The sequence below is a fragment of the Paraburkholderia ferrariae NBRC 106233 genome (assembly GCF_000685035.1).
Classification (GTDB): Bacteria; Pseudomonadota; Gammaproteobacteria; order Burkholderiales; family Burkholderiaceae; genus Paraburkholderia; species Paraburkholderia ferrariae.
On sequence record NZ_BAYB01000009.1, the window covers coordinates 15,631 to 30,039 of the forward strand.

8 protein-coding genes are annotated in these 14,409 nt (G+C 64.7%); 5 read left to right on the top strand and 3 right to left on the bottom strand.

Annotated features, from left to right (window positions below; translation table 11 throughout):
• The first annotated feature begins 53 nt into the window (after positions 1 to 53).
• A complete protein-coding gene (locus tag BFE01S_RS10670; RefSeq protein ID WP_028225475.1) occupies positions 54 to 1,457 on the top strand; it encodes an aminotransferase-like domain-containing protein in 1,404 nt (467 codons plus the stop codon).
• Between the two features lie 184 nt (positions 1,458 to 1,641).
• Here the strand turns inward: BFE01S_RS10670 and BFE01S_RS10675 are convergent, their stop codons facing one another.
• Positions 1,642 to 2,598 (bottom strand): LysR family transcriptional regulator, encoded by a 957-nt coding sequence (locus BFE01S_RS10675; protein WP_028225476.1) that lies wholly within the window; start codon positions 2,596 to 2,598, stop codon positions 1,642 to 1,644.
• Between the two features lie 112 nt (positions 2,599 to 2,710).
• On the opposite strand from BFE01S_RS10675, the gene BFE01S_RS10680 reads away from it, so the two are divergent.
• Both BFE01S_RS10680 and BFE01S_RS38235 read left to right on the top strand, forming a co-directional pair.
• Positions 2,711 to 4,066, top strand: coding sequence for an MFS transporter (locus BFE01S_RS10680; protein ID WP_028225477.1), 1,356 nt, complete (start codon positions 2,711 to 2,713; stop codon positions 4,064 to 4,066).
• A gap of 62 nt (positions 4,067 to 4,128) precedes the next feature.
• On the top strand, positions 4,129 to 5,118 hold the full coding sequence (locus BFE01S_RS38235) for a hypothetical protein (protein ID WP_174464445.1): 990 nt from the start codon (positions 4,129 to 4,131) through the stop codon (positions 5,116 to 5,118).
• A 21-nt stretch (positions 5,119 to 5,139) separates the two neighbouring features.
• On the opposite strand, the gene BFE01S_RS10690 is transcribed toward BFE01S_RS38235, so the two are convergent.
• A complete protein-coding gene (locus tag BFE01S_RS10690) occupies positions 5,140 to 5,466 on the bottom strand; it encodes a hypothetical protein (protein ID WP_028225478.1) in 327 nt (108 codons plus the stop codon).
• A gap of 125 nt (positions 5,467 to 5,591) precedes the next feature.
• Complete coding sequence (locus BFE01S_RS10695) at positions 5,592 to 10,436, bottom strand: NAD-glutamate dehydrogenase (RefSeq protein ID WP_028225479.1); 4,845 nt, start codon at positions 10,434 to 10,436, stop codon at positions 5,592 to 5,594.
• Positions 10,437 to 10,684: 248 nt separating this feature from the next.
• Here BFE01S_RS10695 and BFE01S_RS10700 point away from each other — a divergent pair, with 248 nt between their 5' ends.
• Entirely contained in the window at positions 10,685 to 11,020 is a 336-nt protein-coding gene (locus BFE01S_RS10700; RefSeq protein WP_028225480.1) for a hypothetical protein, read from the top strand.
• A 311-nt stretch (positions 11,021 to 11,331) separates the two neighbouring features.
• Entirely contained in the window at positions 11,332 to 13,917 is a 2,586-nt protein-coding gene (gene acnB / locus BFE01S_RS10705) for a bifunctional aconitate hydratase 2/2-methylisocitrate dehydratase (protein ID WP_028225481.1), read from the top strand.
• The last annotated feature ends 492 nt before the right edge of the window (positions 13,918 to 14,409 follow it).

The window sequence follows — 14,409 nt, forward strand, 5'->3', positions numbered from 1 at the left end:
TCGTTCAATGATGGGAAGCGTAGTGGTCGAAAACTGCCGCCACAAGGAGCTGTATGGAGAACCATGTTGCAGTGTACGTAGCCAACCACATGAAGACTGGCTATGGAGCGGCCTACATTCGCATCGTCAAAGCACTGGCTAGTGGCATTGAGTCAGGGGAATTAAGGACCGGTCTGCCGATGCCGTCCCAGCGGGAACTCGCTCGCCACCTGGGCCTGCATTTCACGACCGTGACCCGGGCGTGGACCGAAGCGCGTAAAAGAGGATTGATCAGCACACAACCCGGGCTCGGCACTGTGATCGCCGCAAGCGGGCTACGGCCAGACCCTCGCAGAGATAGCCCGGATGAAGGCTCGGGGGTCATCGATCTCTCCTCGGTATGGTCACCGGTGCTGAAGATTCCCTTCGATCTGTCGAGCGCGCTGGTCGCGCTGGGCGGCGATCAAGGCATCGCCCTGTTCTCCGCGCGCACGGGACGCAAGAATAATCGCGTGCCGCTTGCGGCTATCGAATGGCTGCAGCCTCGATTCTCGAAAGCGATCGAAGCACGCGTGGTGGCCAGTGCTGGCGCACGGGCAGCATTGATCGCCATGATGCGACTCGTAGTTGGCAATGGCGGGACGCTTCTGACCGAGTCGATGACCTGGCCGACGATACGGAGTATGGCCGGCATGCTCAATATCCGGTTGTCCGGTGTGACCATGGACAATGAGGGACTCGTTCCTGCCGCCCTCGAGCAAGCGGCGCGCGAAACAGGAGCGCGGGCCTTATATTGCGTACCGACCTCCCAGAATCCTACGAACGCGGTGATGTCAATCGGCCGCCGAAAAGCACTTGCGGAGGTCGCTATCCGACTCGGCCTCACCCTATTCGAGGACGACGCCTATGGCCAACTGGTCGAACATCCGTTGCCACCGCTCGCCGAGTTTGCACCAGCGTCCACGTACTATATCGCTGGCCTCACCAAATGTTTGTCGCCGAGCATGCGTGTAGCGTATGTCGTCGCACCGAGCGTGCGGGCAGCCTCCCAACTCGACGATTTACTCCGTACCACCATGCTGTGTCCCGCGCCAATCGAAGAGGCGCTGGTGAACCAGACAATGGCCGATCACTCCGCCTTGCGGCATATCACCAAAGTACGCGCAGAAGCGCGTCTTCGGATGTCGATTTCCGAGTCGGCTTTCGCCGAGTTCCGCGATCTCGCGCACGTCGGGCCGCTCTTTATCTGGTTGAAGCTGCCGGCTTACTGGCATCGCGCTCAATTCGTTGAGGCTGCCAGAACTCGGGGCGTCATCGTTTCGCCAGCGGATATATTCGCTGTCGATGGCGAACGCAGTGAGAACGCTATACGGATCGCGACAGGGTCCGCGCCGAATCAGTCGCGATTGTTTGACGCGCTTCAGATTATTGCCGATATTGTTTCTGCGCCTGGGGCGCTTTCCGCTTGTAGCAGTTGAGCCGACGGGTTTGCATCTGCGCGGTGGCCAGGCCGTTTGAAGCGTCCGCTCTGAGATAGCATTGCTACGCGTAGCACCGGAGCTGGACAGACTCGAGGTCATTCAAGCCGTGACTGAGGCGCAGCGGGTGCTGGCATTGTCGAGACCGGAGAATCGGTGCTCGCCGAGAACTTCCAAAGTACTCCTAACGCCTCACCTCAACCGCCCCCTTGCGATGGCGCCCCTCCCGCACATCCCCCGTCAGCTTGCTGCGTGCCGCAAAACCCAGCACCGTCTCGCGAAACCGCTCCACAGCAGGAGCCTGCGCATCGTGCTTCGTCACCAGATGCAGCGGCGCGCGAAACGCCTCGTCGCCGGCAACCCGGCAATAATGCACGCTTTCCTGCTGGTAGCGCCGCATCGAGGCCGGCACGAGTGTCATACCGCCGCCCGCCGCCACGAGGTTGATGGCGGTGACCATGCGCGGCACCTCGTCCACCACGCGCAACTCCACGCCCCGCGCTTCGCAGGCACGGATGAAGTCCGCATACATGCCCGGCGCCCCGGGACGGCGCACGAACACGAACGGTTCGCCCGCAAGGCGCTCCAGCCCGACCCTGCGGGCGCCGGCGAGCCGGTGCCCAGCCGGCACCACGAGCAGCATCGGTTCGTCGGCAATCTGCTCGAAGCGCAGTTCGGCCGGCATCTCGATGGGTTTGCGCAGCATGGCGACGTCCACCTGATCGCGCAGCATCATTTCGATGATTTCGGCCGCGTTGATTTCGCTAAGCTCGATGGCGATATCGGGGTTGTTTTCGCGAAACGCGCGAATCGCCGTGGGCGCAAGCGGATGAAACGCCGCCGAACTCGTGAGCGCCACGCGCACCTTGCCCACCTGCCCCTGCGCCACGCGGCGCGCCTGGGTCACACCCTGTTCCAGCGTGCGCATCACGGCGCGCGCGCACGCCGCGAACGCCTCGCCTGCCGCGGTCGGTTCCACCCCTCGAGGCTGGCGCCTGAACAGGGCAAAACCCAGTTCATGTTCGAGTTCCTGGATCTGCTGCGAAAGCGGCGGCTGCTGCATGTGCAGCCGCACCGCCGCACGCGTGAACTGCCGCTCTTCGCAAACCGCGAGGAAATACCGCAGGTGACGCAATTCCATCGTCCACTCCGCCATATGCAATGGATATGGGAACCAATCCCGATATGTATTTTACATTTGACGGCACACTTTGTACGCTGTGAAAAAACAGCACAAAGGCTCATGGAGACATATGGATTCGATCCTTGAAAGCGACGCCGGCGTGCGCGACGCACAACACCTGCCCGCCGCGCAGGTCCGCCGCGCGGTCCTCGCCTCGGTGATCGGGAACGGGCTCGAGTGGTTCGACTTCCTGATCTACGGCTACTTCGCCAATACGATCGCCAAGGTTTTCTTCCCGGTCGCGAGCGGCGCGCTCTCGATTACGCTCACGCTCGCCACGTTCGCCATCGGCTTCGTCGTGCGGCCGCTCGGCGGCATCGTGATTGGCGCGTGCGCGGACCGCTACGGGCGGCGCAGGACCCTCGCTGCGCTGATTCTGTTGATGGCGGCGAGCACGCTGCTCATGGGTCTCACGCCGGGCTACGCGTCCATCGGCATTGCGGCGCCGCTGCTCGTGTTGCTCGCCCGCGTGCTGCAAGGGCTTTCGGTGGGCGGAGAATTCGCCACGGCCGCTTCGATGCTGACCGAGTACGCGCCGCCCGGGCGCAAGATGTTCTACGGCAGCTTCCAGATGACCTCGCAGGCCGTCGCCCTACTGCTCTCCTCGGTTTGCAGCTACCTGCTCTCCACGCGGCTCGCGCCCGCGTCGCTGGTCGCGTGGGGCTGGCGCGTGCCCTTCCTGCTCGGCGCGCTGGTCGGCCCCGTGGGCTTCTATATTCGCCACAAGGTCGCCGAATCGCCGGAGTTCGTGCAATTGCGCAAACGGCTCGGGCACGCGCCGCGCCAGTCGCTGCGCACGTTCCTGCGCGAGCGCGGCGACGCTGCGCTCTGCGCCATCGGCGTGATCGCCATTGGTGCCGCGACCAACTATCTCTGGCATTCGTACATGCCGCTCTATGTCGAGCGGCAACTGCATCTGCCGCTCAAGAGCGCGCTGCTGGGCACAGCCGCGTCAGGGCTGATCGGCATTGTCGGCTATCCGCTCGCGGGCCGGCTTGCTGACCGGTTCGGCGCCTATCGGCTGTTCATTCCCGTCTCGCTCGTCTGGATCCTCGCCGCATGGCCGCTGTTCGCGTGGGTGCTTGCAGCGCCTACGCCCGAGCGCGTCTTCGTCGCGCAAATGGTCGCGACCGTGGTGCTGAGCCTGATGTCGGGCGCGCACCCCGGCATGCTCACGCAACTCTTTCCGACTTCGACGCGCTCCACAGGCGTCGCGCTCTCCTACAACATCGCCGTTACGCTGTTCGGCGGCATGGCCCCGCTGACCGTCTCCACGCTGATCGACCTCACCGGCTCGCGCATCGTGCCCGCCTGGTATCTGATCGTGGCCGGCGTGATCTCGTTGCTGCTGGTAGGCTTTTCGGCCTCGGGGCGGCGCCTGCTGCGCGAGCCCGATACGTGGCCAATCGAATCGGAGTCCGTATGAATGGAGCGCACGCAGAGACACGGCCAGCAGCGCCGGCCGCCCGCCCGCGCAACGAAACTCCCGTGGCCGAGATCGGTAAGGCCCTGTTGCGCGTCGAAACCGCGGACGGCAGCGGCAACCTGCCTCTCTACACAGGTGGATGCACCGATCCCGCTGCGACATCGCGGGCGGTCATCATGTTGCACGGACGCCTGCGCGACGCATACGCCTATCTGCACACGACACTGCATGCGCGCGCCGTTTCGTCCGCGCACGAGGACGGCACGCTGATCGTGGTGCCGCAATTCCTCGCAAGCGCCGACGTGGAGCATCACCGGGCCGATGCCGACTGCCTGCACTGGGAGTGGACTGCATGGATGGCGGGACTCGATGCGCGCGGGCCTGCACCGCTCAGTTCCTTCGACGCACTCGATGCGCTGGTCGAGCAGCTTGCCCGCGGCACGCGTTACCCGGCAATCGAAGAGATCGTCATTGCGGGCCACTCGGGCGGCGCACAGGTGGCACAACGCTATGCCATCCTGAGCAGTGCGCCCGAGCGGTGCGCAGCGCACGGCATTGCAATGCGCTTCGTCATTGCCAACCCTTCGTCGTACGCCTGGTTCGACGGTCTTCGTCCCCGCGCGGACGGCAGTCTGCATCTCGCGGATCGCGAGGCGTGCCCTGGCCTCGACGAATGGAAGTACGGCATGCACGGTCTCCCGCGCTACGCTGTCCTCCGTGACGCCGCCGCGCTTGAGCACCGCTACGTCGAGCGCGATGTGGCGTATCTGGCGGGCGAACTCGACTGCGATCCGGCGCACCCGGCACTGGACCGCTCATGCGCCGCCAACGCGCAGGGGCCGCATCGACTCGCGCGCGCGCGAGCCTACTACGCGTACCTGCGCGGACGGCATGCCGCGTTGCGCCACACCTGGCACGAAGTGCCCGGCGCGGGCCATAGCGCCGAAGCCATGTTTACGTCGATACAGGGCATACGCGCGCTGTTCGGCGACGACGCCTCGATCGCTTCGCAAAGGCCGTTCGTGGCCGCCGCGGGTGGGGCGAGCGAGTAGGCAGCCGACACCTCGGTGCGGTCAGTGAGTGCCCCTGGGTTTGCCGTGAATCGCATCGAGCGGCTTATGCTGCTCGTCGCCGAGCCCGGGAAAGAACGCGTTCCACACTGCACGTACGCCCACCGCTGCCGTCGCCGCGGCGTCAATCGTTTCGGCGTCGGCGGATTTTGCGGGATCCGAACTCAGGCCGCGCCAGTGGGAAAAGACGAGCGGCGGCTTTTCGGTCCACTCGCCTGAGGCAAAGTTCGCAAATGCCGTGTCCCCGCTCACCAGCCGGACCTCATACCAGCCCTCGCGCACGGGGTCATACCGCTTCACCGGAAACCACTTGGTCGATTGAACTCCCATGATGCCCTCCCAGATCCGGTAGATCGCCGGGAATCGACGCGCATTCGCCGTGCCCGAATCAGGCGTCGCCGGCTTCCCGAAGGTGAGAGGAAGCAAAGAACGAATACAACACGGGGCACAGCCCTTCAAGCCCGCTCCAGCGCCGCCATCGCCCGCACGATCACCAGCAGCACCGCAAGACTCACGCCGCTGGTCGCGCGCAATTCCGCAAGCAGATGCCCGTATCGTTCGAGCGCGGCTTCGTGCTGCGCGCACCACGCATCCACCAGCATCCGTGCGTCGGCGGTGTCGCTCGCTTCAGCGAGCGCGTTCGTCGTCAGCGCGCGCTTGAGGCGCGCCACTTCCGCAAGCGCCGCCGCGCGCGCCATCGTGTCCCAGTGCGTGGGCGTCGGCAGCGCCGCGGCTCGCTCGCCGATCCAGCCGAAATTCAGCCGCGTGTCCAGCGCGAAATACGCCGCCGCCACGTCTTCGAGCGGCCGGCCGCTGGCCGCGGCGACATCTGCAATGTCGAGCAACGCGATGGAGAGATCGCCGCTTGCCACGCGCACCGCCAGGGCACTTTCGACACCGGCGTTCACCAGCGCCGCCTGGCGCGCGGACAGCGCTTCGAGGTCGGCCGTCGGCAGCAGTGCCGGCAGTTGCGGGGCCAGCCGCTGCGCCGCATCGCGGCAACGTGCGAGCAGCGTGCCGCCGCCATCCACGGCGCCCGCCTGCAGGTGTCTCAGGAACCATAGCGCGGCCCGTTCGAGCAGCCGCGCAACATCGACGAACATGCGCGCCTGCACGTCGTCGGGCACGCGGTTGTCGAGCGCGTCGATATCGCGCCAGACGGCGTCCAGATCGAACACGTCACGCGCCATGATGCACGCGCGCACGATTTCGTCGGGTTGCGCGTCGGCTTCTTCCATCAGCAGGTGCACGAACGCGCAGCCCACCCGGTTCACGAGTGCGTTCGTCAGATGCGTCGCCAGAATCTCGCGGCGCAGCGGATGCCGTTGCATCGGTTCGAGAAAACGCTCCTGCAAAGGCTTCGGGAAATAGTCGATCAACATGCCGGTGACGAGCGGATCTTCCGGCACCGCCGATTCCAGCAGCGCGTCGTAGAGCCACATCTTGCTGTACGCAAGAAGCACGGCACGCTCGGGCGACGTGAGGCCGGTCTTTCTCGACGCGCGCCCGGTGATTTCCTCGTCGGTGGGCAGGAATTCGATGGCGCGGTTCAGGCGTCCGGCGCGTTCGAGCGAGCGCATGAGACGTGTCTCCGCCTCCAGCAGTTCCGCGCTGTAGCGGCCCGCGATCGAGAGCGCCTGCGTCTGGTAATAGTTGTCGCGCAGCACGAGCAGCCCCACTTCGTCCGTCATTTCCGCGAGCAGCGTGTTGCGCTGTTTCGTTGTCATCTCGCCGTCCGCCACCACGATGCCCAGCAGAATCTTGATGTTCACTTCGTGATCCGAACAATCCACCCCGGCGGAATTGTCGATGGCGTCGGTGTTGATGCGCCCGCCGTGTTGCGCGAACTCGATGCGGCCGAACTGCGTGACGCCGAGGTTCCCGCCCTCGCCCACCACTTTGCAGCGTAACTCGGCGCCGTTCACGCGTACGGCGTCGTTCGCCTTGTCGCCGACCTGCGCATGGGTCTCGTGCGACGCCTTCACATAGGTGCCGATGCCGCCGTTGTAAAGCAGATCCACGGGCGCGAGCAAAATCGCGCGAACGAGTTCAGCCGGCGTGAGCGCGGCCGAGTCGATGCCGAGCGCCCGCTGCACGGCGCCCGAGAGCGGAATCGTCTTCACGGTGCGGGGGAATACGCCGCCTCCCGCAGAAATCGCCGCGGGATCGTAGTCGGCCCAACTCGAGCGTTCGAGCGCGAAGAGCCGGCTGCGCTCCGCAAAGCTCGCGGCCGGATCGGGATCGGGGTCGAGAAAGATATGCCGGTGATCGAAGGCGGCCACCAGCTTGATATGCGGCGAGAGCAGCATGCCGTTGCCGAACACGTCGCCCGACATGTCGCCGATGCCCACCACGGTAAAGTCGGTCGCCTGCGTATCGACACCCATCTCGCGGAAATGCCGCTTGACCGACTCCCATGCGCCGCGCGCCGTGATGGCCATTTTCTTGTGGTCGTAGCCAACCGAGCCGCCGGACGCGAACGCGTCGTCGAGCCAGAAGCCGTACTCCTGCGAGATCGCGTTCGCGTAGTCCGAGAAGGTGGCGGTGCCCTTGTCCGCCGCGACCACGAGGTAAGGATCGTCGGGGTCGTGGCGCACCACGTCCGGCGGCGGCACGACGGCGTTGCTCACGAGGTTGTCGGTGAGGTCGAGCAGGCCGCGCAAAAAGGTCTGGTAGCACGCCACGCCTTCGCGCATCCATGCTTCGCGATCGGTGGGAGGCGGCGGATTTTTCACCACGAAGCCGCCCTTCGATCCCACCGGCACGATCACCACGTTCTTCACCATCTGCGCTTTCATGAGCCCCAGCACTTCGGTGCGGAAGTCCTCGCGCCGGTCCGACCAGCGCAAGCCGCCGCGCGCGACCCGCCCGCCGCGCAGGTGCACGCCCTCCACGCGCGGCGAATAGACCCAGATCTCGAACATCGGTTTGGGTTCGGGCAGCCCCGGCACTTTCGCCGGGTTGAACTTGAACGAGAGCGATGGCAGCAGCCCCCCGTCCGCGGCACGCCGAAAGTAGTTGGTGCGCTGCGTCGCCATGATGACGCCGAGGAACTGCCTGAGAATGCGGTCTTCGTCGAGATTGGGCACCTGGTCGAGCGCGGCTTCCACGGCCATCAGGGTGCGCGCTTCGCGCTCTTCTCTGCCCTCGCCGAGTTCGCCCGTCGCGGGATCGAAACGAATCAGGAAGAGTTCGACCAGTTGGCGCGCGATGGCCGGATTGCCGGTCACGGCGCGCTCGATATAGGCGTCGCTGAAGGTCGATCCGACCTGGCGCAGGTACTTCGCATACGCTCGCAGGATCGTCACCTCGCGCGCGCTCAGGTAGGCGCGCAGCACGAGGCGGTTGAAGTTGTCGTTTTCGATGCGCGCGCGCCATACGCCCTCGAACGCGTCTTCGAAGAGATCTTTCACGCGTTCGATATCGAATTCCGCGTCGTCGGCAAGCTCGAGCCCGAAGTCGTGCACCCAGGCAGGCTCGCAACCGGCCGTCTGGATCACGTAGGGCCGCTCTTCGTCCACCCGTACGCCGAGATGCTCCAGCATCGGCAGGCTGCGCGAAAGCGCGATGGCTTCGCCCGTGCAATACACCTTGAAGCGAAACGTGCGCGGCCCCGCTTCGATAGGCCGGTAAAGATTCATCGCGATGCGCCGCGTGCCCTGCACCCGCTCGATCAGTTCGATGTCGCGTACCGCCGTGCGCGCCGGATAGTCGTCCCGATAAGCCGCGGGGAATGACTCGGCATAGCGATGCAGAAGCCGTGTGCCCTGCTCTTCGCCGAATGCGTCGAGCAGCGCGTCGGCGAGATCGTCCTGCCAGCGACGCGTGACCTGCACGAGCCGTTCTTCCAGCTCGCGGGTATCGACGTCCGGCATCTCGCCGGATTTAGCATGGACAACGAAATGAATGCGCGCGATGGTGGACTCGGAAAGCAGCGGCGTGAATTCCACCGATGCCCCGTTGAACGCCTCCGTTAGCAGATTCGCGATCCGGCGGCGCAGATCGGTGTTGTACTTGTCGCGCGACACGTAAACGAGGCACGAGACGAAGCGCCCAAAGCGGTCGCGCCGCACGAAGAGCCGCGTGCGCTGATGTTCCTGCAACCGCAGCACGCCCATCGCGAAATCGAAGAGTTCGTCTTCGCCGGCCTGAAACAGTTCGTCGCGCGGCCAGGTTTCGAGCACCGTGACGAGCGATTTGCCGAGATGGCCTTTCGGCAGGAAGCCCGCTCGCCGCACGATGTTGGCGCACTTGCGGCGCACGATGGGGATTTCCGCGCTCGACACCCTGTAGGCCGTCGACGTGTACAGCCCGACGAAGCGCCGCTCGCCCGCAATCTGGCCGTCCGGCCCGACGAGCTTGACGCCCGCATAATCGAGGTAACCGGGGCGATGCACGGTCGCGCGCGAGTTCGCCTTGGTCAGGAAGATGGGCCATGCGCCGCCGATGATCTCGCCCGCTGCCGCCGGCAAGGGCGTGACCTCGGGCGTGCCGGATGCGCGCAGCGACTCGCGCAGGATGCCGAGGCCCGTGCCCTCCACGCCGCGCAGGCCAAAGCCGCCGTCGTGGGGCACGAGTGCATAGTCTCGCTGGCCGAGAAAGGTGAAGTGATCGGCCAGCATCCATTCGAGGAAAGCGCGCGATTCGACGTCTTCGGCACTGCTTTCGCGCGCCTTCATCGCCTTGACCGTGGCGCGCGCCACGTCGAGCATCTTGGGCCAGTCTTCCACCGAGGCGCGCACGTCGCCGAGCACCCTGGCGATCTCGCTGCGCAATGCTTCGAGCTTTGCTGCGTCGCCGCAGCGATCGACTTCGAAGTGAATGAACGAGGCGAGCTGCGACTGGCCGTCGTCGCTCCCCGCCTCGCCCACGTCCACGCGCGCAATCGCGCCGTCCTGGCCGCGCCAGATGCGAAAGACCGGGTGAATGACCGAGTGCAGCGCGAGCCCCAGCTTGTTCACGGCCATGGAAACGGAATCGACGAGGAACGGCATGTCGTCGTTCACGATCTCGATGGCGGTGTGGTCCGAATGCCAGCCGTGCTGCTCGAGAATCGGGTTGTAGACGCGCATGCGCTCGGCGCCCGGCACGAAGCGCTGCGCCGTTTGCCAGTGCGCCATGGCGGCGCCGTAGAGATCGGGAATGCTGCGGCTGCGCAGGTCCTCGGCGTCGACGAAATCGTAGTAGCGCCGCAAAAACGGCTCGACGATCTGGAAGGTGGGCTCGGGTAAACGTGTGCGCGCGAATGCCACGACATCGGAGAGCAGATGGGCAGCGTACTCTTCGTTCCTCACTTGCATGGCGAACTCCTGGAAGGATGGCCATCGAGTGCGTCGGCGGGCGTTCATTATGCACCGGCATGGTGACGGGACGGTGGCTGCGTGCGCGCCTCGGCGGCGTGGCCCGGTCTGCACTGCAACATGCGCCGTGCCGTCGATTTGCGGTGCGAAATGACTTTATCTCCGGCGATGGATCTGGTCATTGGCGTCGTAAAGTCGGGACCACTGGGGGCGCGTGGAAAGTGCGCCCGGGTTTCGGGAGCCAGAGGGTGGATTCGGTGAAGAAGACGATGAATCGGGCAGCGCCCCGGCGCGTACACGCAGCGCTACTGTGCGCCGCGCTGCTGGGCACCCCGTTCGCGCAGGCGCAGCAAGCCCCCGCCCCGGCCAGTGTGCCGGCCAGCATGTTCTTCAACGAAGCCAGCCTCGCCGCCCGGGCCGCCCCCGGTGTTGCGGGCAACGTCAGGACTGGCCGCAATTTCCTCCCGGCTCTTGCACCCGGCTCCGCCGACACCGTGTCGCCGCCCCGCGTAGTGCCTTTCTTTGAGGGCAGCTACGGACACCATCCGGCTGTCGGCGTCAATTTCCTGTTCGATCTCGGGTGACGGGCGAACCCTGCGCACGGCACACGATTTCAACCGCCGCGCCGACCAGGCAATCGCGAAGAGACGGCGGTCCGCATGGCATCGCAAGTCCGCCACGGCGCCCATTTCATCGAAAAGCAGAGTCACCCGAACGGGACGGCCCTCTATGCTATTGATTTCCCTGAATTTTAATTTCCAACTCTTATATAAGATATAAGACATTTGACAATACAGGCCGCTGGAACTAGAATCGCGTCCAAAGCCGCGCCCGGGACATCGCCGTCCCGGCGTGCGGGGAACGCCCCTCAAACCCATTTCCAGCAGGTCCCCCCATGCTTGAAAACTTTCGTGCTCACGTTGCTGCCCGTGCCGCGCTCGGCATTCCTCCCCTCCCGCTGACCGCCCAGCAGACCGCCGAACTGGTGGAGTTGCTGACGAATCCGCCCGCGGGCGAAGAGCAAGCGCTGCTCGACCTGATCACCCACCGCGTGCCCGCCGGCGTGGACGAAGCCGCTCGCGTGAAGGCCGGCTTCCTCGCCGCCGTGGCCAAGGGCGAAACGCCCTGCGCGCTGATCTCGCGTGCGCGCGCCACCGAACTGCTGGGCACGATGCTGGGCGGCTACAACATCGCCCCGTTGATCGAACTGCTCTCCGACGCCGAAGTGGGCACCGTGGCCGCCGACGCGCTGAAGAACACCCTTCTGATGTTCGACCAGTTCCACGACGTCAAGGAACTGGCCGACAAGGGCAACGCCAACGCGCGCGCCGTGCTGCAAAGCTGGGCCGACGCCGAGTGGTTCACGAGCCGTCCGGAAGTGCCGCAGAGCCTGACCATCACCGTCTTCAAGGTGACGGGCGAAACCAACACCGACGACCTCTCGCCGGCCCCGGACGCCACCACGCGCCCGGACATCCCGCTGCACGCACTGGCGATGCTGAAGAACGCCCGCCCCGGCATCACGCCGGAAGAAGACGGCAAGCGCGGCCCGGTCAAGTTCATCGAGTCGCTGAAGGAAAAGGGCCATCTGGTGGCCTACGTGGGCGACGTGGTCGGCACCGGCTCTTCGCGCAAGTCGGCAACCAACTCGGTGCTGTGGTTCACGGGTGAAGACATCCCCTTCATTCCGAACAAGCGCTTCGGCGGCGTGTGCCTCGGCAGCAAGATCGCCCCGATCTTCTACAACACGATGGAAGACGCAGGCGCGCTGCCGATCGAACTCGACGTGTCGAAAATGGAAATGGGCGACGTGGTCGAACTGCGCCCATACGACGGCAAGGCGCTCAAGAACGGCGAAGTCATCGCCGAGTTCAAGGTCAAGTCCGACGTGCTGTTCGACGAAGTGCGCGCCGGCGGCCGTATTCCCCTCATCATCGGCCGCGGCCTGACCGCCAAGGCGCGTGAAGCGCTGGGCCTCGCGCCTTCGACGCTGTTCCGCCTGCCGCAGCAGCCGGCCGACAGCGGCAAGGGCTTCTCGCTCGCCCAGAAGATGGTCGGCCGCGCGTGCGGCCTGCCGGAAGGCCAGGGCGTGCGCCCTGGTACGTACTGCGAACCGAAAATGACTTCGGTGGGCTCGCAGGACACCACGGGCCCGATGACGCGCGACGAGCTGAAGGATCTGGCCTGCCTCGGCTTCTCGGCCGATCTCGTCATGCAGTCGTTCTGCCACACCGCCGCTTATCCGAAGCCGGTGGACGTGAAGACGCACCAGACGCTGCCGAACTTCATCAGCACGCGCGGCGGTATCGCGCTGCGCCCGGGCGACGGCGTGATCCACTCGTGGCTGAACCGCATGCTGCTGCCCGACACCGTGGGCACCGGCGGCGACTCGCATACGCGCTTCCCCATCGGCATCAGTTTCCCGGCCGGTTCGGGTCTCGTGGCCTTCGCGGCCGCCACCGGCACGATGCCGCTGGACATGCCGGAATCGGTGCTGGTGCGCTTCAAGGGCAAGATGCAGCCTGGCGTCACGCTGCGCGATCTCGTCAACGCGATCCCGCTCTACGCCATCAAGCAAGGCATGCTGACCGTGGCCAAGCAAGGCAAGAAGAACATCTTCTCGGGCCGCATTCTCGAAATCGAAGGTCTGCCCGACCTGAAGGTCGAGCAGGCGTTCGAACTCTCGGATGCTTCGGCCGAGCGCTCGGCCGCCGGTTGCACGGTGCACCTGAACAAGGAACCGATCATCGAATACCTCAACAGCAACGTCACGCTGCTGAAGTGGATGATCGCCCAGGGCTACCAGGACCCGCGCAGCCTGCAGCGCCGCATCAAGGCCATGGAAGCGTGGCTGGCCGATCCGCAACTGCTGCAGCCGGATGCGGACGCCGATTACGCCGCCGTGATCGAAATCGATCTGGCCGACATCCACGAACCGATCGTGGCCTGCCCGAACGATCCGGACGACGTGAAGACGCTGTCCGACGTGGCCGGTGCGAAAATCGACGAAGTGTTCATCGGCTCGTGCATGACCAACATCGGTCACTTCCGTGCGGCGTCGAAGCTGCTGGAAGGCAAGCGCGACATCCCCGTGAAGCTGTGGGTTGCGCCGCCGACCAAGATGGACCAGAAGCAACTGACCGAAGAAGGTCACTATGGCGTGTTCGGCACGGCCGGTGCCCGCACCGAAATGCCGGGCTGCTCGCTGTGCATGGGCAACCAGGCACAGGTGCGTGAAGGCGCAACGGTCATGTCGACTTCGACCCGCAACTTCCCGAACCGTCTGGGCAAGAACACGAACGTGTATCTCGGCTCGGCGGAACTGGCGGCGATCTGCTCGCGTCTGGGCAAGATCCCGAGCAAGGAAGAGTACATGGCCGACATGGGCGTGCTCAACGCCAACGGCGACAAGATCTATCAGTACATGAACTTCGACCAGATCGAGGACTTCAAGGAAGTGGCCGACACCGTGACGGTGTAAGCGTGGTGTCGGGCTACGGCGCGACGTTTTTGCTGCTGTAGATTCGCGTCGTAGCACTATGGAATGGCGCCGCAGGCTGAATGCCTGCGGCGCCATTTTTTTTCGCGGCAACGAATACGCCGGCAGCCGTTCGGTTCCGGTTCATCAGCGGCCGGACTCCCGCCCTGGACCCTATACAGGCCATACATCAGCAGGCCATACATCAGCGCCCGGCTTGCGGCGGAAAGCAATTAACATTTCATGTCTTACAACCATCAGGTTTTCCCTTATAGAAGCAGACCGCAACAGCGGCTCATTTTTGCCCCCGAATGTCTTTTATCCTTTGTGGGCGGGCTTCTCCGGGAAGGCGGCGCCATCGCGCGCGTCAAATTTATTGTTTTACCTGTCAGTATGTTGTTTGACAAAAATTTTGAGGGAATCCTATGATTTGCAACCGAAGGTCGGTGTTGGGCACGCAATGCCAGGGGTACGGCCGTGACGTTCATAGAAAGA